This is a genomic window from Longispora urticae (assembly GCF_053902585.1).
Genome location: NZ_JAQZSH010000041.1, coordinates 305749 through 326543 on the forward strand (window position 1 = coordinate 305749; position 20795 = coordinate 326543).

A 20795-nucleotide genomic window follows, 5' to 3' on the forward strand; every position below is an offset into this window, starting at 1 on the left:
CCGCCGTGGACCGTCGTGCCGTGCTGCTGTCCGGGTTCGCGCTGGCCGGAGCGGGGGTGACCGGGGCGGGCCTGGCTCCCTCGACGGCCTCGGCGGCACCCGGAGGCCCACCCGGGGCCGCCCCGCCCGCCCCGCCCGGCGACCCGGACCGGCCCGGCGACCCGGCCGAGCCCGGCGGCCCCACCCCGCCCCGCGAGTGGCTCCCCGCCCCCACCGGCCCCCGGCCCGTCGGCACCCTGTCCACCCGCCTCGTCGACCACTCCCGACGGGACCCGTACGCCCCCGGCCAGCGCTGGCGCGAGCTGATGGTCCAGGCCTGGTACCCGGCGGCCCCGGCCCCCGGCCCCCGGGCCGCCTACCTCGCCCCGAAGGCCGTCGCGCACCTCGAGGCCGGCCTCGGCGTACCCGCCGGCTCGCTCGCCCAGCTGCGCCCGTACGCCCGCACGGGCGCCCCGCCCGCGCGCACCGGCTGCCCGGTGGTCCTGTTCTCGCACGGCTGGGGCGGCGGCCGGACCAACGCGACCACCCTCGCCGAGGACCTCGCCAGCCACGGATACCTGGTCGTGGCCGTGGACCACACCTACGACGCGGACGCGGTGGAGTTCCCGGGCGGCCGGCTGGAGACCTCCCGGCTGCCCGCCGAGCCGACCGCCGCCGACGACACCCTCAACATCGGGGTACGCGTCGCGGACCTGCGCTTCGTCGCCGACTGGTGCGCCCGCTGGCCGGTGGCGGACGTGACCCGGCTCGGCGTGCTCGGCCACTCCATGGGCGGTCCGGCGGCGGCGGACTGGATGCTGCGGGACCGCCGGGTGCGGTGCGGCGTGAACCTCGACGGCGCGTTCTTCGGCACCCGCGCGCCGGAGATCGGCCTGGACCGGCCGTTCCTGCTCGCCACGGCCGACTGGGACCACGACACGTGGCCGGTGTTCCGCGCCCGGCACCGGGGCTGGGGCCGCCACCTGGTCCTCGCCGGCTCGGGCCACTACTCCCAGGTGGACCCGCCGTGGTTCGTCGAGCCGGCCGGGCTGGCGGACCTGTGGCCGGCGGACCTGTTCGCGGTGCTGTTCGGGACCATCGCGCCCGACCGGTCCTCCCGGGTGGCCCGGACCTACCTGCGGGCCTACTTCGACCTGTGGCTGCGCGGCCGGGCGACGGAGCTGTTCGACGGGCCGGCGGCGGGGTTCCCGGAGGTGGAGGTGCGCTGGCGCGCGGGCCGGCCGCACCCGGCCCTCCGTTCCCGGGTCGCACCGGGACGGCGCGCGCTGCCGGGAGCCACCCGCACGACGTAGCCGGCCGTGCACGCGGCGCCGCCCCCCGCTCCACACGGGGGCGGCGCCGTTGGTTCCTAGTACACGCCGGGCGTGCGGTCCACGGCGCCCCACGGCCCGAGGATCGCCAGCACGTACCCCGGGGTCTGGATGTTCGCGAACAGCACCCGGGCGTCGCCGCTGAACACCGGACCGGTGAACTCGGAGTCGTTCAGCTCGTTGCGCGCCATCGCGAACGACTTGCCCTGCCGGTTCACGCCGACGAGGTGCGACACGCCGCCGCCGTCCTCGGCGAGGATCACGCCGCCGTACGGGGAGACCGTGATGTTGTCGGGGCCGTCCCAGTTCGTACCCTCGGAGTCGGGGTCGGTGTTGACGCCGAAGATGGTCTTCAGGGTGACGGTCTGGGTCGCCGGGTCGTAGTACCAGACCTGGCCGTCGTGCTCGTTGATGTGCCCGTCGGACTTGCGGGAGAAGCTGGCGACGAAGTAGACGCCGTTGTCCGCCCACCACTGGCCCTCGAGCTTCTTGCTCCGGGTCACCTGGTCGGTGGTGAACTGCTTGCGCACCGAGACGGTCTTCGCGTCGCGGTCGGGCACGTTCACCCACTTGACCGAGTACTTCGTGCCCGGCACGGTGGCCTCGGCCAGGTTGGCCACGTGGTTCATGCCGTCGTAGCAGCTCATGGCCTCCAGGGTGCCGGCCGTGTCGCCACCCTCGCTGAGGGCCAGGTCGCGCAGGGCACCCTTCCTGCCGCGCCAGCCGGCCGGCGGGGTCCAGCGGAAGTACAGGCCCAGCGGGTTGCCCGCGTCCTCGGTCTCGTAGATCTGGTGCGTGGTCGGGTCCACGGCGACGGCCTCGTGGGCGAAGCGGCCGAGGAACTTCAGCGGCACCGGGTTGAGGTTCGCGGTGTTGTCCAGCGGGTCGACCTCGAAGACGTACCCGTGGTCCTTCTTGTACGTGGCGTTGGCCTTCTGCTCGGTCTCCTCGCAGGTCAGCCACGTCTTCCACGGGGTGGTGCCGCCCGCGCAGTTGGTCAGGGTGCCGGCGAGGCTCACGTACTCGCGGATCCGGACGCCACAGCGGTCGGTCTCGATGTTGGTGGTGCCGCCCGGCGCGCCCGGGTCGTACGTCAGGCCCGGCAGGGCGGGGACCCGGTTGGCCGGGTTGCCGCTGAGCTCGTGGTTGTTGACGAGCACGGTGCCGTTCGGGCCGCGGAACCAGCCGGTGCCGTCCTGGGCGCCGGGGGTGAACTCGCCGGTCTCCAGCTTGGTGACGCCGGCCTGGGCGACGATCTCGTAGGTGAAGCCGGGCGGGAGCGCGAGCAGACCCTTCGGGTCGGCGACGAGGGCACCGTAGGTGCCGTCCGGGCGCCAGGCCTGGGCGGCGACGGGGCCGGCGATGGCTTCGATGCTTCCGGCGACGGCGATGCCGAGGCCTCCGACAGCGCTGGTGCGCAGCAGCGTGCGACGGGACAGTGGGGACGTCACGGTGGACACCTTCCAGTGGAAGCTCAGGGGTACTAGGAGCACCCAAGTCAGGGCGTCCGAACGCCCGGGCCGCAGCGGGTGAACGACAGGCGAACACGGGGCAAATCCATGGGACCATCGGGCGTATCGGGCGTCCGAGTCAGTCCCGGACGGCTGGTCAGGTGGCGGGACAACCCCCGTCCGCATCGAATTGACCTGTCCGCACGGATCACTTACCGAAACGAGGAACCATGACGACCCGATGGCAGACCGCCCGCACCCTGTTCCTTTTGTCCACAGTCGCCGCGGGGGTGCTGCTCGGCGCGGGCGCCCCGGCGGGCGCGGCCGGCACGGGGGAGGCGGGGATCCTGGTCGAGTGCACGATCACGGCGAAGGCGCCCTACCTCAACGGCGGCCGGGTGGTCGCCGAGGCCACCGCCGGCTGCCCGGGGGTGGTGACGAACCTGGGCGTGACCGTGACGCTGACCCGCGACGGCGCCCTCCCGACCAGCGCGAACAAGTCCTGCCGCGCCCTGACCTGCACCGTCACGACGTCCGCGAGCAACCCCGCCGGCAGCCAGCGGTGGTGTGTCTCGGCGAAACGCACCAGCCCCCACGTCGCCACGGCACCCCCGGTCTGCCGCGCCCTCTAGAAACCCGTTCGGAGGGGTACGCGGGGGCACGGTGCGCGCCGCGCCCCCGGGTCCCTGGCAGAATCAGCGTTCTGTCCGGAATATCCAGGCGCGCGGGTGGGTTTCGCCGGGAGCGCCCGGGGGCACGGCAACGGTGGAGAGTTCGGCGAGAGGAGACGGCATGTTCGCGGAGACCAGGGCGTTCAGCGGGTTCGCGGTCGGGGACGTGTCCCGGGCGCGACAGTTCTACGGCGACATCCTCGGCCTGCGGGTGACGGAGGAGAACGGCATGCTCACCCTGCACCTCGCGGGCGGCGGCGAGGTCGTCGTGTACCCGAAGGAGGGCCACGTCCCGGCCACCTTCACGATCCTCAACTTCCCGGTCGACGACATCGACGAGGCGGTGGACGAGCTGACGGCGCGCGGGGTGGTGTTCGAGCGCTACGAGGGCTTCCGGCAGGACGACAAGGGGGTCATGCGCGGCCACGGTCCGGACATCGCGTGGTTCACGGACCCGGCCGGCAACATCCTGTCGGTCCTCCAGCCCCGCTGACCGCTCCAGCCCCGCTGACCCCTCGGGGGCTCAGCGCGGTCGGACCGGCTCCAGGCGGAGCTGGCGGGGCGTCGACAGGAGCGCGGCGGTCACGTCCGCCGGCCACGCGACGTCGGCCGGTCCGGTGCCGAACCAGCAGTACACGTCCTCGCCGGTCCGGACGGGCAGCGCCGGGAACGTGTTCTCCGCGTGTTCGGTCCGGTGCGGGGCCAGCGGCCCGGCCCCGGCGGCCGTCAGTGCCGGGCGCAGGCGGCGCGCGAACAGGTCCGGGAACGTCGCCGGGTCGCGCGGGTGGCAGATCGTGGCCGTGACCAGCCCGGCCCCGGGCGGGGTGTCGAACCCGGGGCCGCGCAGCAGCAGTACGTCGTCGGAGTCGAGCATCGTGCCGTTGGCCGCGTCGCGGTGCTCCCGCCAGACCGGTCCGGTGTAGAACTCCGTGAGCGCGGCCGCCCGGGCGACCATGTCGGGGAACGCCCGCAGCCAGACGAACCGGTCCGGGTCGTCGAGGTCGCGGTACCGGCCGCCGACCCGGATCCCGGCCGCCTCCTGTCCGGTGACGAACTCCCGCTCGAACAGGTCGATCAGTGTGTCCCGCCGCCCGGGCCGCAGGGTGTACTGCCGCAGTTCCACGATCATCATGCCCCGGACGCTACGCCGGCCCCCCTGACATCCCCTGTCAGTGATCCCGCCCGGACCTGAGGAGTCAGGCCTCCTCGTCCGGCTCCACGAGCAGGCGCGCGTAGTTGGCCATCGAGCGCTGGTACCGGGGCAGGTGCGGGGCGAGCGCCGCCACGGCCACCGACACGGCCTCGCGCTCGCGGCCGGTGTCGGCGAGCGCCAGGGCCAGGGTCGCCGCGACCGCGTCGCTGAGGTGGTCCGTGCCGAGGGCGCGCTCGGCGGTCAGCAGCCGCACGCTCTCCTCCGCCCGGCCCAGGTTCCGCAGCGAGCTGGACATCTGGATCACGGCCCGGCGCCGGCGCTCCCCGGGCAGCCCGGCCTCCAGGGCCCGGGCGTACAGCGGCACGGCCCGGTCCGAGTGCCCCGTGGAGTCCTGGGCCGCCGCGCGCTCGAACAGGGCCAGCCCGCTGTCGGCCGGCAGGTCCGCGACCAGCTCGTCGACCAGCGCCACGAACTCCTCCTCGGTGTGCGCGTCGATCGTCGCCCACAGGGCCACGCTCCGCCGCTCCCACTCGGCGGACGGTGCGGGGGTCGGGTGCGTCATGGTGTGCTCCTCCGTGGCAGGCCCGCCGTGCCGGCGGGTGATCATGAAAGCCATCCTGCGGGTACTGCTAGGGTCGGCACCACTGATTCGGCCCTCCCCGAATCTCGCGTCCGGGATCGTCGGGTCGGAGACGCCGGTGTGCCGTGGCCCGCCCGCGTCCGGAGCCGCCCGGCCGCCGTCGACCGACCGGAAAGGAGCAGGTCATGGCCGCTTCGCTGCGGTTCGGCCCCACCGACCTGCTGCGCTGCCGGTTCGGGATGTCCGCCGTGTTCGAGACCGTGTCCGCGATCCGCCTGACGTCCCCGGAGGAGAGCCCCGGGCACCACCAGCGCTGGCTGGACGCCGCCCGCCCCCGGCTCGCGGGCCTGGACCTGCGCCCGGTCACGCTCCTGCAGCCGCGGCGCGGGTACGCCCCCGACTTCCTCGCCCCGCCGCCGACCGGCCCGCTGGTGCGGTTCGACGAGGACCTGGCCCGGATCGCGGCGACCCCGCCCGAGCGGGTCCGCGCGGAGATCGAGCTCTCGCTGCGCGACACCCCCGGCGCGGCCGACAGCGCCACGGGCCGGCTGCTGCTCGGCGACCCGGCCGAGGTGCTCCGGCTGCTGACCGGGCTGCTCCGGGAGGCGTGGCACGTCCTGGTCGAGCCGGTCTGGCCCCGGGTCCGCGCGCTGCTCGACGCCGACGTGGGCTTCCAGTCCCGCCGGCTCGCGGAGGGCGGCCTCGACCGGCTGTTCGCGGAGCTGCACCCGGCGCTGCGCTGGCAGGACAACACCCTGACCCGGGCGCGGGGCGACGACGACCACCGCGACCTGCGCGGCGAGGGCGTGCTCCTGATGCCGAGCGTCTTCAAGTGGGACCAGGTGGTCGTCGTCCTCGACCCGCCCTGGCAGCCGGCCGTGATCTACCCGGCGCGCGGGATCGGGGCCCTGTGGGAACCGGCGCACGGCACCCCCGACGCGGCCCTCGCCCGCCTGATCGGCCGGACCCGGGCCGCGCTGCTCACCGGCCTGACCGGGCCGGCGACCACGACCGCGCTGGCCCACCGGTACGCGCTCGCGGCGGGCACCGTGTCGGAGCACCTGACGATCCTGCGGGACGCGGGGTTCGTGGTGGGGGAGCGCCACCGGCACGAGATCCGCTACCGGCGCACGGCCCTCGGCGACGCGGCCAGCCAGCCGGGCCGCTGACCTGTGCCGGAGACCGGGGAAGCGGGGCGCCGGAGGCCGGTACCCCTCGAATGGGGTTAAGGAAACTAGACATCATGTCAAAGTTGCTTTACATTGATGGCATGCCGACCGAAGAGAAACGCGCATGGATCATGGTGGTGGTCTCCGCCGTCGCCTACGCGACCTACGCCGTCATCATCCTCGGCCGGGCGGGCCCTACCCCGCTCGCCGACGTGCCCTACGTGGCCACCCTGCTGTGGACGGTGGGCGCGGCGATCGTCGCCTCGATCGTGCTGACCATCCTGGCGTCGATCGCCGGCCCCCGCGAGGCGCGGCACACCGACCAGCGGGACCGCGAGATCAACCGGTTCGGCGAGTACACCGGGCAGTCCCTGGTCGTCGCCGGCGGGATCGCGGCGCTGGCCATGGCGCTGGCCGAGTGGGACCACTTCTGGATCGCCAACGTCATCTGCCTGTCGTTCTTCCTGTCGGCGATCCTCGGGTCCGTGGCGAAGATCGTGGCCTACCGGCGGGGGTTCCACTCGTGGTGAAGCCGACCAGGGTGACCAACGCGATCCGGGCGCTGCGGTTCGCGCGCGGCGAGATGACCCAGGCGGAGCTGGCGGAACGGATCGGCGTGACCCGCCAGACCGTCATCGCCATCGAGGCCGGCCGGTACTCGCCGTCGTTGGAGATGGCCTTCCAGATCGCCCGGGTGTTCGGGGTCCGGCTCGACGACGTGTTCGGCTATCCCGACGCGGAGGACGGCTCCTAGGGGGCGAGCGTGACGCGGCCGGTGGCTGGGGTGTACACCCTGCTCATCGACCCGGCGGCGGCGACCGGGACCGCGACGGCGACGGTCACGTAGGACGGGAGCCGTGCGCCCCGGGGTCCTCCGGGACGCACGGCCCTCACTGCGTGCCTAGCGCCAGCTGTTGCGGAACGGCTGCCGGGGCGCGTTCAGGTCCGGCCGGCCGATCAGCTTGTCCGACGACAGCGCGTAGATGCCGTCGTTCGTGAACACCCACACCAGGTTGCGGTCCCACTCCACGTACACGGCGTGGGTCTGGTTGCCCCGGGCGTAGTCGGGCACGTCCTTGCTGTACCCGGCCGGCACGAACTGGGCCGCGATCCTCGGCCGCTTCGGGTCGGACGTGTCGTAGAACTGCACCCCGGCGTTGTAGAACGCGTAGGGCAGCAGGCCCTGGTCCGGGTCGCCCGGCGACGTGTACGAACCGGTCCGCTTCGGCCCGAAGCTGCCGCCGCGCTGGCAGTAGTCGTCGAACTTCGCCTTCTTCGCGGGCTCCGGCCGGGGCAGGGCGCCGACGATCCGGGGCTGGGCCGGGTTCCGGGCGTCGATCTGGAACACGTCCTTGTACGGCTCGTAGCAGTCCTCACCGAGCGGGTACCCGGACACGTACACGTATCCGGTCTTCGCGTACTGCGACACGTCGACGTTGTCCGCCTCGGTGCCGCCGACGCTGGCCGGCAGGTCCACGTGCCCGACCTGCCTCATGTTCGCCGGATCGGAGATGTCCAGGATGGACATGCCGAACCCGGCGAGCGCGGCGAACGCGTACTTGCCGCCGTGCTCCACGGGCTGCGGGATGAACAGCGACATCCGCGCGCCCATCCAGGACGTCTGGTTGCCGCACCGCTGGTTCTTCGCGTAGGCCGCCGCCTCGGAGGCCAGCTGGCCCGGGTAGTGCCACTCGCCGAGCTTCTTCGGCGCCGCCGGGTTCGACATGTCCCAGGCCTGGTAGCCGGGGGAGTAGAGGTACGTGGGCACCTCGGTGTTGCTCCACGAGTCCAGCGGCGCGGTGGCGATGAACATGTACTTCTCGCCGATGTAGTACGGCGTGTCGATCGAGCCCGAGCCCTGCTGCGGCGCGCCGGTCGGGTTCGAGTTCAGCGGGTCGGCGATCGAGGCGTCCGTGCTGACCGTGGACAGCAGCTTCCAGTCCTTCTTGCGCGGCCCGTTGAGCTGGTACACCTTGAAGCCCTTGAGGCCCTTGGTCTCCCGCAGCGCGGCCACGCCCTCCGGGTTGTGGAACTTGGAGTGCTCCGGACTGTCGCCCAGCTCCCCGACCTGGCGCTTCTGCTCGAAGCTCTGCACCATGACGTAGGCCTTGAGCTTCGCGTTCCACTGGATCGTGGACGCGCCCCAGTAGTCGTAGGCCGCCCAGTCCTTCCCGGCGTACTTCTCGACGTTCTCGCCGTAGGGCACCGAGACGTCGTCGCGGCTCATGGTCTCGACGACCTTCACGTTCTTCACGTCGGTGATGTCGTACACCCGGCCGGCGCTGCGGTCGTACTGGAACATGTACCGCCGGCCGTCGAAGTCGACGATGTTCTGCCAGGTGTGGAAGTAGTCGGGGGTGAACTGGGCCCCCCGGTAGGAGGCCTCCACCTTGACGTCCCCGGACGTGTAGCTGTTCGGGTCGTAGCCGAACGTCTTCGGGAACAGCTCCTGCGCCCCGCCCGGGAACGCGCGGCGCTCCTCGTTCGCCGGGGTCAGGTCGGGGTGCCGGAAACTGCCGTCGAGCTGCATGCCGTAGCTGCCGGGGTCCGCGTCGGCCGGGCGGCGGTCGCCGCACACCGTGGGGACGCCCGGTCCGGTCGGCGCGGCCTGGACCGTCGCCGGACCCAGGCCGACGAGCAGCCCGAGTGCGGTGGCGGACGCCGCGAGAACTCTCTTGCGCATCAGTCCTTCTCTCCTGTGGTGGAACTAGACCCCCGAGTGGTGGACCAGCGCGTCGGCGGCGCGCCAGCAGTCATGGAACGTCGAGTACAGGGGCACGGGCGCGAGCCGGATCACGTCCGGGTACCGCGCGTCGGCGATCACCCCGTCCGCCTCGGCCATCCGCGCGGCCAGCTTGTCCGCGTCCCCGGGCACCCGGACGGACAGCTGACAGCCCCTGTTCTTCGGCGTGATCACGGTCAGGCCGGGGGCCTCGGCGAGCAGTCCCGCCAGGTACCCCGTCATCCGCAGGCTCTTCGCCCGCAGGGTGGCCATCCCGATCCGGTCGAACAGCCTCAGCGACGCCAGCACCGGGGCCATCGCGAGCACCGGCGGGTTCGACAGCTGCCAGGAGTCGGCGGAGGCCACCGGCTCGAACTCCGCCGGCATCCGGAACCGGGTGTCCGGATCGGTGCCCCACCAGCCCGACAGCCGCGGCAGGCTCCGGTCGGCGGTGTGCCGCTCGTGCACGAAGCAGCCGGCCACCGCCCCCGGCGCGCTGTTCAGGTACTTGTACGAGCACCAGGCCGCGAAGTCCACACCCCAGTCGTGCAGCGCGAGGGGCACGTTGCCCACGGCGTGCGCCAGGTCCCAGCCCGACACCGCGCCGGCCGCCCGGGTGGCCGCCGTGATGGCCCCGATGTCCATCAGCTCGCCGGTCAGGTAGTTCACCCCGCCGAGCAGCACCAGGGCCACGGTGTGCCCCTCGGCGGCCAGGAACGCGGTCACGTCGGCGGTGCGCAGGCACTCCTCGCCCGCCCGGGGCCGCAGCCGGACCACGGTGGCGTCCGGGTCCAGTCCATGGTGGACGGCCTGGCTGCGCACCACGTACGAGTCCGACGGGAACGCCGAGTCCTCGATCACGATCCGGGTCCGCTCGCCGGCCGGCCGGTAGAACGTGGCCATCATCAGGTGCAGGTTCACCGTGAGGGAGTTCATCACCACGGTCTCGTGCGGGAGCGCGCCGACCAGGCGGGCCGCCGGTTCGCGGAGCAGCTCGTGGTAGCGGTACCAGGGGCGCTCCGCGCGGTGGTGGCCCTCCACGCCGTACCGGCCCCAGTCGTCGAGTTCCCGGGCGATCAGGAACCGGGTCTCCCGGGGTTGCAGGCCGAGGGAGTTGCCGGCCAGGTAGGCGGCCTCCGGGTACCGGCCGCCGGGTGCCGGCGGGATGTGGAACTCGGGGCGCAGGGTCGGCAGCGGGTCGTCGGCGTCGCGGCGGAAGGCGGCGGCCTCGGTGTAGTCGGTGCTCGTCACCGGGCACCACCCGGGAGGAGACCCCCGAAGGGCGCGGCCTGGGCCGGTGCGGCCCCGGTGGCCGGCGCCGGTCGCGCGGTGGCCCCGGCGCGGGCCAGGTCCAGGGCGATGTCCACGATCATGTCCTCCTGTCCGCCGACCATGCGGCGTCGCCCGGCCTCCGCGAGGATGTCGCGGGTGTCGAGCCCGTATCGGGCGGCCGCCGCCTCGGCGTGCCGCAGGAAGCTGGAGTAGACCCCGGCGTAGCCGAGCGTCAACGTCTCCCGGTCGACCCGCACCGGGCGGTCCTGCAACGGCCGGACCAGGTCGTCGGCCGCGTCCATCAGCGCGTACAGGTCGCAGCCGTGGGTCCAGCCCATCAGGTCGGCCACGGCCACGAAAGCCTCCAGCGGGCAGTTGCCCGCGCCCGCGCCGTGCCCCGCGAGGGACGCGTCGACCCGGCGGGCGCCGTTCTCCACGGCCACCACGGAGTTCGCGACCCCGAGGCCCAGGTTGTGGTGTGCGTGGATGCCGACCTCGGTCGCGTCGTCGAGCACGTCGCGGTACGCGCGGACCCGGTCGGCGACGTCGTTCATGGTGAGCCGGCCGCCGGAGTCGGTGACGTAGACGCAGTGCGCGCCGTAGGACTCCATCAGCCGGGCCTGCCGGGCCAGTTCCATCGGCTCGGCCAGGTGCGACATCATCAGGAAGCCGGCGACGTCCATGCCGAGTTCGCGGGCGGTGGCGATGTGCTGGGCGGACACGTCGGCCTCGGTGCAGTGCGTGGCGACCCGGACGGACCGCACCCCGAGGGCGTGCGCGCGGCGCAGGTCGGCCACGGTGCCGATCCCGGGCAGCAGCAGGGTGGTGAGCACCGCGTTCCGGGTCACCGGGGCCGCAGCGGCCAGCCACTCGTCGTCGGTGTGCGCGCCGGGGCCGTAGTTCACGGAGGAGCCGGCGAGGCCGTCGCCGTGCGCGACCTCGATGCCGGCGACCCCGGCGGCGTCCAGCGCCGCGGCGATCGTGGCCACCTGGGCGGTGCTGAACCGGTGCCGGCTGGCGTGCATGCCGTCGCGGAGGGTGACGTCCTGGACGAAGACGTGCGTGCCGCCGGTCACGGCCGGGGAGTCGTGCGTGGTCATGCCTTCACCAGCCGTTCCGCCACCCGCAACGCGGCGGAGGTCATGATGTCGAGGTTCCCGGCGTACGCCGGCAGATGGTCGCCCGCGCCCTCGACCTCGAGGAACACGGACACGAGATACCCGGGTCCACCCAGGTCCGCGAGGGGGTCGCCGGCAGCGACGGCCCGGAACTGGACCTCCTGCTTGAGCCGGTACCCGGGCACGTAGGCCGCCACCTCCGCGACCATCTTCTCCACCGACGCCGTGACCTGGGCCGGGTCGCAGTCCCCGACAAGGCAGTACACGGTGTCGCGCATGATCAGGGCCGGCTCGGCCGGGTTGAGCACGATGATCGCCTTGCCCCGGGCCGCCCCGCCGACGGTGCACAGCGCCCGCCCGGTGGTCTCGGTGAACTCGTCGATGTTGGCCCGGGTACCGGGGCCCGCCGAGCGCGAGGCGATGGACGCGACGATCTCGGCGTAGGCGACCGGGGCGACCCGGTGCACGGCCGCGACGATCGGCACGGTGGCCTGCCCGCCGCAGGTGACCATGTTCAGGTTGGGCGCGTCGAGGTGCTCGTCGAGGTTGACGGCGGGCACCACGTGCGGGCCGATCGCGGCCGGGGTCAGGTCGACGAGCCGGACCCCGTACGGGCGCAGGACCTGCTCGTGGTGGCGGTGCGCGCCGGCCGAGGTGGCGTCGAACACGACCGTCACCTGGTCGAAGCCGGGCATCGCCACGAGTCCCTCGACGCCCTCGTGGGTGGTGGGCACGCCGAGCGCGCGGGCCCGGGCGAGCCCTTCGGAGTCGGGGTCGATGCCGGCCAGGGCGGCGAGTCGGAGCGCGGGGGAGCGCAGTACCTTGATCATCAGGTCGGTGCCGATGTTGCCCGAGCCGATGATCGCGACGGTGCCCGTCATCGGTTGCCTTTCAGGTCGAAGAAGCCGACGGCGTTGCCGCCGAGGATGAGGTCCCGGTCGTCGGGGGCGGCGATGCCGGCCCGGACCACGTCGCCGGGGGTCTCCTCGCCGAGCGGGAACGGGTAGTCCGAGCCGAGCAGCACCCGGTCGGCCCCCATCACCTCGACGAGCAGCCGCAGCGCGCGCGGGTCGAACACGGCGGAGTCCACGGTGAACCGGTCGAGGTAGCCCGACGGCGGCTTCGCGGAGTCCGCCCGCACCAGGTCGCGGCGGTGCCAGGCGTTGTCGGCCCGGCCGAGCAGGTAGGGGAAGCTGCCGCCGCCGTGCGCGAAGCACAGCCGCAGCGACGCCGGCAGCCGGTCGAACGCCCCGGACAGGGCCAGCCGCAACATGGTCAGCTGGGTCTCGGCGGCCATCCCGACGAGCCAGGGCAGCATGTGGCCGGCCATCCGGTCCGCGCCGAGCATGTCCCACGGGTGCACGAGCACGGGCGCGCCGAGCTGGGCGCAGTGCGTGAGGAACTCGACCATCGCGCCGTCGTCGAGGTAGTCGGTGCCGACATGGTTGCCGATGTGCACGCCGTGGTGCCCGGCCGCCACCGCCGCGGTGACCGCCTCGCAGGCGAGGTCGACATCCTGCAAGGGCACCTGGCAGAGGGGTACGAGGCGCTCGGGCGCCGCCGCGCAGTGCGCCAGGATCCGCTCGTTGACGAGCGCGCACCAGTCGGCGGCCCGGTCGGCGGGCGCGTCGTAGCCGAACATCAGGGGCGTGGACGACACGACCTGGATGTCGACCCCGGTGGCGTCCATCGCGGCCAGCCGTTCGACGGGGTCCCACAACCCGGCGGTCACCGGCCGGTACTCGGCCCCGCCGGTCATCATCATGCCCGCGCCGTCGGCGTCCCGGCGCAGCCACGGCTCGTCGGCCACGCCCAGGGCCCGGCCCTCCGCCCGGCTGATCTCGGGGAACACGTGCGCGTGGCTGTCCACCACCGGCGGCCTCACGGGCGCACCTCGACCACGGGCCGCGCGGACTCCGGCCACTGCTTCCCGGGATGGGTCGCGCCGCAGTGCGGGCACAGCCGGTCGGAGTCGTAGAACGCGGTGAACACCGGGGGTAGGTCGTCCACGATGGACGTGACCCGCACCTCGGAGCGGCGGACGAGGTGGTGGCACTCCAGGCAGTACCACTCGAAGGCGTCGAGGTGGCCCTCCGGCCGGGCGTACTCGACCACGAGGCCGATGCTGTCCGGCTCTGGGCGCTGGGGGGAGTGCCGGACGTGCGCGGGCAGCAGGTACACGTCGCCCTCGTTGAGCTGCACGTCCACCGGCGGCCGGCCCGGCTCCTCCATGATCCGCAGGACCATGTTGCCCCGGAGCTGGTAGAAGAACTCCTCCACCGGGTCGTCGTGGAAGTCGGTGCGCTGGTTGGGACCGCCGACGACGGTGACCATCAGGTCGGTGCCCTGCCAGACCTGCACGTTGCCCACGGGCGGGCGGAGCAGGTCGCGGTGCTCGTCGATCCAGCGCTGGAAGTTGAACGGTTGCCTCACTGCGGCCTCCTCGGCGCGTACGCCACACAGGCGATCTCGATCAACAGGTGCGGGTGCGGGAGCTGGTGCACGGCGACCGTGGTGCGGGCCGGCCCGGACTCGTCGAAGTACTCGGAGTAGACGGCGTCGTACCCGCCGAAGTCGTTCATGCTCACCAGGTACGTGGTCACGTTCACCACGTCGGCGAGGTCCGCGCCGGCCGCCCGGAGGATGGCCGCCACGTTGTCGAGCACGGCCGTGGTCTGCGCGCGGATGTCGAGGTCGGTGACGCCCATCGGGTCGGCGGTGGCCCCCGCGAACGTGCCGTCGGGCCGCCGCGAACTGGTACCGGACACGAAGAGCAGGTCACCGGCCCGGCGGACGTGCGGGAACCGGCCCCGGGGCGGCGCGGCCCCGGCCACGGTCAGCGCCTCGCCTCGACCGGTCACGGTCGGGGCGGCGGCATCCTCGCCGGACACTGCCGGTACGGCGTCGGCCGGACCGTCCGGGCCCGGAGCGGTCGCCGGTCGCGGGTCGTGGCCGGTCACGTCGTCACCTCCACGTGTCCCAGACCCGCCGCGACCACCCGGACGTGCGCGCCCGCCGGCAGCTCCACCGCAGCCGTCGCGGCCCCGGCCAGCACGACCCAGCCCGGCTCCAGCGCCAGACCGGCAGCCCCCGCGAGCCGGGCCGCCGCCACGAGCGACCGCAGCGGGTGCCCGAGGATCGCCGCCGAGGACCCCGCCGCCGCGACCCGGCCGTCGATCTCCAGCAGCATGCCCAGGTTCGCCAGGTCCACCGACGACGGGTCGTGCCACGGGCCGACCCCGAACGCGGCGGCCGAGGCGTTGTCGGCGATCACGTCGGGCAGCGAGAAGGAGAAGTCGGCGAACCGGGAGTCGAGCACCTCGTACGCGACCGCGACGCCGGCGACCGCGCGGGCCGCCGTGGCCGGGGTGACCGGCCCGGAGAGGGGCTCGCCGAGCAGGAACGCGAGCTCCGGTTCCACCCGGGGGTGGATCAGCGCCGCGTGGTCGAGCCGGCCGCCGTCCTCCACGACCATGGCGTCGGTGAGCAGGCCCCAGATCAGGTCCGCGACGCCCATCTGGGCCATCTTCGCCCGGCTGGTGAAGCCCATCTTCACGCCCACGAAGGTCTCGCCCCGGGCGACCCGCAGGTCGAGGGCCGCGCGCTGCACCGCGTACGCCGACGCGACGTCGAGCGGTCCGGCGCTGGTCAGCCGGGGGATCGCCCGACGGTCGCGGACGGCGTCGTCGAGCTGCCGCGCGTACCCGTCGAGGGCGCTCTGCCCCGCGTACCCGTCGAGGTGTTTCATGATTCTCCTCCGAACGCGACCCGCACCGAACCCAGACCGTCGATCCGGGCCTCCAGCACGTCCCCGGGCACCGCCGCGACCATCGGGCCGAGCGCCCCGGTGAGCACCGTGTCCCCGGCCCGCAGCGGGGTGCCCAGGGCCGAGAGGGTGTCGGCGAGCCACAGCGCGGCGTGCAGCGGATGCCCGAGGCAGGCCGCACCGAGCCCGACGGAGACCTGCTCGCCCCGGCGCTCCATGACCATGCCGGCGAGCCGCAGGTCCACGTCGGCGAGGGCCACGGGCCGGTTGCCGAGCACGTAGAGGCCCGAGGACGCGTTGTCGGCCACCGTGTCCACCAGCGTGATGTCCCAGTCCCGGATCCGGCTGCCCACGACCTCGATCGCCGGCAGCGCGAACGCGGTGGCCCGGATCAGGTCCGCCACGGTGTGCCGCCCGCGGTCGAGGTCGCGGTCGAGAACCAACGCCACCTCCGCCTCGGCCTTGGGTTGCAGCACCGCCCCGGCCGGCACCTCCGCGCCGTCGGGCAGGCACATGTCGGCGAACAGCGCGCCGAAGTCCGGCGAGTCCACCCCGAGCTGGCGCTGCACGGCCACCGAGGTCAGCCCGATCTTGCGCCCCACGAGCCGGCGGCCGTCGAGCAGCGCGCGCTCCGTGCCCAGAGCCTGGACGGCATAGGCCTCGGCGGCGGTGCCGACCAGGTCCCGGACGGGCGCGCACGGCACCCCGGTCCGCCGGGCCTCGGCGAGTCTGTCGGCTGCTTCCCGGATCACTGCTCCGCCCCGATCCCGACGCACACCGTCACCGGCTCCGAGAAGAAGTCCAGCGAGTGCGCGCCGCCCTCCCGGCCGATCCCCGAAGAACGCAGACCTCCGAAGGGGGTACGCAGATCCCGCAGGTTCCAGCAGTTCACCCACACGATGCCGGCCTCGATCCGCGCCGCGACCCGGTGCGCCCGGGACAGGTCGGTGGTCCACACGGTGGCCGCCAGCCCGTACTCCGAGTCGTTCACCCGCCCCACCACCTCGGTCTCCGTGTCGAACGGCGCCACATGGCACACCGGCCCGAAGATCTCCTCCCGCACGGTCCGAGTGTCGTCGCCGAGCCCGGTCAGCACGGTCGGTTCGACGAAGAAGCCCTGGTCCATGGCGTTGCCGCCCACCTCGACCGTCGCGCCCTCCTCCTCGGCCAGCCGGTAGTAGCCCAGAACCTTCGCGCGGTGCTCGGCGGAGATCATCGGGCCGTAGTCGACGCCCGGTCTGAGTGCCCGGGTCTGTTCGGCCAGTGCCCGGACGAAGCGGTCATAGACGGGACGCTGCACGTACACCCGCTCGGTGCACAGGCAGATCTGCCCGGCGTGCGTGAAACTCGACCGGACCGTACCGGCGACCGCCGCCTCCAGATCCGCGTCGGCGAACACCACGGCCGCGTTCTTCCCGCCCAGCTCGAACGACACCGGGGTCAGGTGCTCGGCGGCAGCCTTCATGATCGTCCGACCGGTCGCGGTGGCCCCGGTGAACGCGATCGCGTCCACCCCGGGATGCGCCACCAGCAGCGCCCCGGTCGCGGCGGCCCCGTGCACCAGGTTGAACACCCCGGCGGGTACGCCGGCCGCGTCGATCACCTCCGCGAGCAGGGTCGCCGTGCGCGGGGTCAGCTCGCTGGGCTTGGCCACCACCGTGTTGCCCATGGCCAGCGCCGGCGCGACCTTCCAGGTCAGCAGCAGGAGCGGCAGGTTCCACGGCGCGACCACCGCGACCACACCCAGCGGCCGGCGCAGCGTGTACGACAGCGCCGCGCCGGAGTTCCAACCGTGCGCCGCCGTCGGGTACGCCTCCTCGGCCCGCCCGTACAGCAGATCCGCGTACGCCCGGAAGTTGCCCACCGCGCGCGGGATGTCCACGGTCGCGGCCAGCGCGCGGGGCTTCCCGGTGTCGGCCACCTCGGCGGCCACGAACTCGTCGAACCGGGCCTCGATCCCGTCGGCGATCCGGCGCAGCACGGCCCGGCGTTCCTCGACCCCCGCGTCGCCCCACGGCCCACCCAGCGCGCGCCGGGCGGCGGCCACGGCCCGGTCCACGTGCCCGGCGGACGCCTCGGGCACCACACCGGTCGTGCGGCCGTCCGTGGGGTCCACCAGCGCGAACGTGTCGGCGGCGGACTCGAAAGCTCCGTCGATGTACAGCACCGGATCTCCTCGGGTCGGGTTGTGCCCATCACTCTGACCCCCAGAGCTATGCTTGACTAATACTGATCTGCGCCTTAGGCATAACAAGTTTGATATAGGAGACCCCGTGCCGGACCTGCTCGGCGGCAAACTCAAACTCCGCCACCTCGTCCTGGTCACCGCCATCGCCGACCACGGCAGCGTCCTCCGCGCCGCCGAACACCTCCGGCTCGCCCAACCCGCCGCCACCCGCGCCCTCCGCGAGGTCGAGGACCTCCTCGGCGTCGACCTGTTCACCCGCGGCCCGCGCGGCATGCGCCCGACCGTCTACGGCGAGGCCTTCCTGGAGCACGCCCGCGCGGTGCTCACCGAACTGCGCCGGGCCGGCGAACGGATCGTCGGCCTCGCCGACGCCGAGGTCGGCACCGTCACCATCGGCACCCTGCTCGCCGGCTCCAACGTCCTGCTGCCCCGGGCCATCGCCTCCCTGAAACGCGACCGGCCCGGCGTCACGGTCGTCGTCCGCGAGTCGACGTTCGACACGCTGGTGCCGGCGCTGCTCGCCGGGGAGGTCGACCTGATCGTGGGGCGGCTCAACCCGGTGCACACCCGTCCTGAGCTGCGCCAGGTGACCCTGTACAGCGAGCCCGTGCGTCTCGTCGTCCGCGCCGGACACCCGGCCGTCGGTCGGGCCGATCTGACGCTGGCCGACCTGATGGACTATCCGTGGATCCTGCCGCTCACCCAGACGGCGCTCCGGCAGGAGCTCGAACAGGTTCTGGCCCGGCATCACCTGGAGTTGCCCGCCGACCGGGTCGAGTGCACGTCGATCCTGACGATGCGGGCGCTGCTCGTGGAGACCGACATGATCGCGGCGCTGCCCGGGCTGGTGGTGAGTACCGATGAACGGTTGGTGGCGTTGCCGGTGGCGTTGGAGTCGGTGCGGCGGGCCGTCGGGGTGACGTTGTTGTCCGAGCGGTTGCTGACGCCCTCGGCGGGGTTGATGTTGGCGCATCTGCGGGGGCGGGCGGAGGAGCTGCGCGGGGCACTGGACACGGCCGGGCACTAAGCGACCGTGATGGGCTAGGTCAGCTACCGGGCGGCCTGAGACTACGGACAGCAGGTTGTCCGACTCGCATCAACTCAAGGCCGAACCGGACAGTTCGCTCGGTCCGCAGCAACCTCGCTCGGCTCTCTGAGCGCTTATCGGGATCTCGCGAGCCAGCCACGGCAACGCTGCAGTACCGGTGAAGAGGCATCTACCTGCGGCGGGAGACATTACGACTGGTCGACGTGCAGACTGTCGGTGTGCAGGACATTCTGGGCCTACGACGGCTGATAGAAGAGTACGGCAGACTTGCGCGGCTTGACGGCCACACGCCGCAGTCTCGCGGCCAACGCTTCAACGAGGTCATCGCTGAGATGCTGCGCTGTTGGGGCTTAGTTGCCGAGGCCTCGGTGCGGGCCAAGGGCGAGATTGATGTCGCATTCGCTGTCGATGGCATCCGGTATGTGTTGGAGGCCAAGTGGGAGAGGCCGAGAGCCGACACGGGGTACATCGCGAAGTTACAGAAGCGTGTGCGGCAGCGGCTGGCTGGTACGTACGGGGTATTTCTGTCGATGTCCGGCTATAGCGATGAGGCGCTCGCCGACGTGGCTGACGGTGACCGCCTAGAGGTGCTACTGCTCGACGTCGATCATTTCGAGGCGATGTTGAGCGGGCTGGTTCCGCCGCAGGAATTGCTTTCACGTGTACACGATCGGGCAGCCTTCCGGGGTGAGGCTCACACCACGCTCACCGACTTGATGGCGACGACAGAGGCGCCGCCAGGGCGATGGACGCAGCCGGGGGAAAGGGGCGGTCTGATCCGTTCTGGTGTACCTGGCGTGGAAGGCCAAGTGATTTTGACGGTCGACTCATCGAGGCAACTGGGACTTGCCAGTATCGACCGCGACCGTCTCCTGGTGACGACCGACCGAGGTGTTCTGGCTGCTGACCTGAAGCGCCGAACCATCGGATGGGCCGTGCCGATACCGGGGTGTCACCGCAGCCCTCTCGTTGACTCTGACGGCGGGTTCCTCTTCGCTAGAGGTTCAGGGGTCGGACGATTCCATGATGGCCGGGTTACCGTCATCGCTGGAGCGCTACCTGGGGCTACCTGCTTGCTCGCGCATCCCCAGGGTGAGGCATGGGCGTTGAGTAATGGGAGTTTGGAAGGGCGGCCGGGTCCGTCCATGGTTCAGCTCGGCAGGCGACTAGGTGACCAGCGCGGCTACGAGTTGGCGTACCCGACTGCGGTAGCCACTAACGCCGCTTGGATAAACTCACATGAGCTAGTCGTCATCGGGAACGCCGGCACGCTGATCACCGCCTTGGGAGCGGGGGACGCTCGACGGATCCCGCGAACCATGACAAACCCTATGGGGTTACTCGTCATGAACGGCGGCAGCACGATCTTAACTGCGTCAGACGCGGTGAGCCTTGGGAGCACCGACATCTTGAGCGGCGACTACCAGGAGATCGCTCAGCTTCGTCTCCGTCCATCCGTCACAGAGCTCAGTCAAGGTCCGACAGGCGATGTCTTCATCGCCTGTTATGACGAGACCGACGCCGAGCAGATGTCTGTCGCTGTGGCCCGACTCTCGATTTCGCCGCTGTCATCGATCGCGGTGACACCTGATGAATTGACTCGACTGAATGCTCGACCTGCTGCCGTGTCGGATGTTTCACCGCAGACGGACCCTCGGACCAGAATGCATGACCAGCGAACGGATGCGTCTGCGCCGACTCGCGCAGCCTCAACATCTCAACCCGCGTTGTCGAGCGCGGCCGAATCGCAACACCCGTCGCCGCCGTGGAACGTGACACGCATTGATCGCGGGAACCCCGAAGGCGGGTTCACCACCCTGGAATCACATCGCAAGGTCTATTGGTTCATCGTCGTGCTGAATACCATCCTGGCGTTGCTTCTTCTGGTCATCTCGCTGTCGTCGGAATTCTCGGGTATCGGTCGGGTGGGAGCCGTGATCGGAGTGGTCTTCCTGGCCGTGGTTACCGTCGGGTTCTTTCGGATGGCCAGATCTCCAGTCCGAATCGAGGTCGGGGTGGCCGGTCTCCAGGTCTACTCCCGCACGGAGGCAGCATGGATCCCCTGGGAGGTCATCACCAAGATTGATGTGATTAAGGTGCGAACCTATCAACACATCGTGGCGTGGACTCCCTACGCGAACTTGTTCCCCGAGTTCGACGTGTTTGGCGGCGGCCCACAGTTTCTACCCGAGCTGGGCGCCATCACCCTCGGCTCGATCAATGTGCTGCACGCACGGAGGCATGAGGTCGTTCGTGTCTTGAAGTCATACGAATCCCAGAGACACGCAGGCTCGTAAGAAGTGTGGCTGCAGCTCGCCAGAACGGTTCTCTGTGTCCTCGCTGACAA

21 protein-coding genes are annotated in these 20795 nt (G+C 71.9%); 8 read left to right on the forward strand and 13 right to left on the reverse strand.

The genetic code is table 11. The annotated features are described in order from the left end of the window. Positions 1-5 precede the first annotated feature (5 nt). Positions 6-1292 (forward strand): alpha/beta hydrolase family protein, encoded by a 1287-nt coding sequence (locus PT931_RS29090; RefSeq protein ID WP_456248897.1) that lies wholly within the window; start codon positions 6-8, stop codon positions 1290-1292. A 56-nt stretch (positions 1293-1348) separates the two neighbouring features. Here the strand turns inward: PT931_RS29090 and PT931_RS29095 are convergent, their stop codons facing one another. Beyond that, on the reverse strand, positions 1349-2761 hold the full coding sequence (locus PT931_RS29095) for an alkaline phosphatase PhoX (protein WP_456248898.1): 1413 nt from the start codon (positions 2759-2761) through the stop codon (positions 1349-1351). Positions 2762-2991: 230 nt separating this feature from the next. On the opposite strand from PT931_RS29095, the gene PT931_RS29100 reads away from it, so the two are divergent. Further along, the gene (locus PT931_RS29100) at positions 2992-3393 is read left to right on the forward strand and encodes a hypothetical protein (RefSeq protein WP_456248899.1); all 402 of its coding nucleotides are present in this window, start codon (positions 2992-2994) and stop codon (positions 3391-3393) included. 160 nt (positions 3394-3553) lie between these two features. After that, positions 3554-3925: a VOC family protein gene (locus tag PT931_RS29105; RefSeq protein ID WP_456248900.1), complete on the forward strand. Its 372-nt coding sequence runs from the start codon at positions 3554-3556 to the stop codon at positions 3923-3925. Positions 3926-3955: 30 nt separating this feature from the next. Here PT931_RS29105 and PT931_RS29110 read toward each other — a convergent pair whose 3' ends face one another. Together PT931_RS29110 and PT931_RS29115 are read right to left on the reverse strand one after the other, a co-directional pair. After that, positions 3956-4564 carry an NIPSNAP family protein gene (locus PT931_RS29110; RefSeq protein WP_456248901.1) on the reverse strand — a complete coding sequence of 203 codons (609 nt, stop codon included), beginning with the start codon at positions 4562-4564 and terminating at the stop codon, positions 3956-3958. A 64-nt stretch (positions 4565-4628) separates the two neighbouring features. Then, positions 4629-5192 carry a tetratricopeptide repeat protein gene (locus PT931_RS29115; RefSeq protein WP_456248902.1) on the reverse strand — a complete coding sequence of 188 codons (564 nt, stop codon included), beginning with the start codon at positions 5190-5192 and terminating at the stop codon, positions 4629-4631. A gap of 158 nt (positions 5193-5350) precedes the next feature. Between PT931_RS29115 and PT931_RS29120 the strand changes: the two genes are divergently transcribed. From PT931_RS29120 to PT931_RS29130, 3 genes are all read left to right on the forward strand, one after another. Next, positions 5351-6334, forward strand: a complete 984-nt coding sequence (locus PT931_RS29120; protein WP_456248903.1) for a DUF5937 family protein — start codon at positions 5351-5353, stop codon at positions 6332-6334. A gap of 101 nt (positions 6335-6435) precedes the next feature. After that, positions 6436-6864, forward strand: coding sequence for a hypothetical protein (locus PT931_RS29125; protein WP_456248904.1), 429 nt, complete (start codon positions 6436-6438; stop codon positions 6862-6864). Beyond that, the gene (locus PT931_RS29130) at positions 6858-7088 is read left to right on the forward strand and encodes a helix-turn-helix transcriptional regulator (protein WP_456248905.1); all 231 of its coding nucleotides are present in this window, start codon (positions 6858-6860) and stop codon (positions 7086-7088) included. The genes PT931_RS29125 and PT931_RS29130 overlap by 7 nt, the downstream gene beginning before the upstream one ends. 147 nt (positions 7089-7235) lie before the next feature. Here PT931_RS29130 and PT931_RS29135 read toward each other — a convergent pair whose 3' ends face one another. The 10 genes from PT931_RS29135 to PT931_RS29180 form a co-directional block, all read right to left on the reverse strand. After that, positions 7236-9017, reverse strand: a complete 1782-nt coding sequence (locus PT931_RS29135; protein WP_456248906.1) for a hypothetical protein — start codon at positions 9015-9017, stop codon at positions 7236-7238. A gap of 24 nt (positions 9018-9041) precedes the next feature. After that, a complete protein-coding gene (gene kynU / locus PT931_RS29140; protein ID WP_456248907.1) occupies positions 9042-10307 on the reverse strand; it encodes a kynureninase in 1266 nt (421 codons plus the stop codon). Beyond that, entirely contained in the window at positions 10304-11428 is a 1125-nt protein-coding gene (gene dmpG / locus PT931_RS29145; protein WP_456248908.1) for a 4-hydroxy-2-oxovalerate aldolase, read from the reverse strand. The genes kynU and dmpG overlap by 4 nt, the downstream gene beginning before the upstream one ends. After that, positions 11425-12327 (reverse strand): acetaldehyde dehydrogenase (acetylating), encoded by a 903-nt coding sequence (locus PT931_RS29150; protein ID WP_456248909.1) that lies wholly within the window; start codon positions 12325-12327, stop codon positions 11425-11427. The genes dmpG and PT931_RS29150 overlap by 4 nt, the downstream gene beginning before the upstream one ends. Then, positions 12324-13331 carry an amidohydrolase family protein gene (locus PT931_RS29155; RefSeq protein ID WP_456248910.1) on the reverse strand — a complete coding sequence of 336 codons (1008 nt, stop codon included), beginning with the start codon at positions 13329-13331 and terminating at the stop codon, positions 12324-12326. Before PT931_RS29155 ends, PT931_RS29150 begins: the two co-directional genes overlap by 4 nt. Beyond that, on the reverse strand, positions 13328-13879 hold the full coding sequence (locus PT931_RS29160) for a 3-hydroxyanthranilate 3,4-dioxygenase (RefSeq protein ID WP_456248911.1): 552 nt from the start codon (positions 13877-13879) through the stop codon (positions 13328-13330). The genes PT931_RS29155 and PT931_RS29160 overlap by 4 nt, the downstream gene beginning before the upstream one ends. Continuing rightward, positions 13876-14337 (reverse strand): RidA family protein, encoded by a 462-nt coding sequence (locus PT931_RS29165; protein WP_456249002.1) that lies wholly within the window; start codon positions 14335-14337, stop codon positions 13876-13878. Before PT931_RS29165 ends, PT931_RS29160 begins: the two co-directional genes overlap by 4 nt. Before the next feature lie 65 nt (positions 14338-14402). After that, a complete protein-coding gene (locus tag PT931_RS29170) occupies positions 14403-15194 on the reverse strand; it encodes a 2-keto-4-pentenoate hydratase (protein ID WP_456248912.1) in 792 nt (263 codons plus the stop codon). Next, positions 15191-15964: a 2-keto-4-pentenoate hydratase gene (locus PT931_RS29175; RefSeq protein WP_456248913.1), complete on the reverse strand. Its 774-nt coding sequence runs from the start codon at positions 15962-15964 to the stop codon at positions 15191-15193. Before PT931_RS29175 ends, PT931_RS29170 begins: the two co-directional genes overlap by 4 nt. After that, entirely contained in the window at positions 15961-17379 is a 1419-nt protein-coding gene (locus tag PT931_RS29180; protein WP_456248914.1) for a 2-hydroxymuconic semialdehyde dehydrogenase, read from the reverse strand. Before PT931_RS29180 ends, PT931_RS29175 begins: the two co-directional genes overlap by 4 nt. A gap of 106 nt (positions 17380-17485) precedes the next feature. On the opposite strand from PT931_RS29180, the gene PT931_RS29185 reads away from it, so the two are divergent. After that, positions 17486-18427, forward strand: coding sequence for a LysR substrate-binding domain-containing protein (locus PT931_RS29185; protein ID WP_456248915.1), 942 nt, complete (start codon positions 17486-17488; stop codon positions 18425-18427). A gap of 239 nt (positions 18428-18666) precedes the next feature. After that, the gene (locus tag PT931_RS29190) at positions 18667-20745 is read left to right on the forward strand and encodes a restriction endonuclease (RefSeq protein WP_456248916.1); all 2079 of its coding nucleotides are present in this window, start codon (positions 18667-18669) and stop codon (positions 20743-20745) included. Positions 20746-20795: the final 50 nt, after the last annotated feature.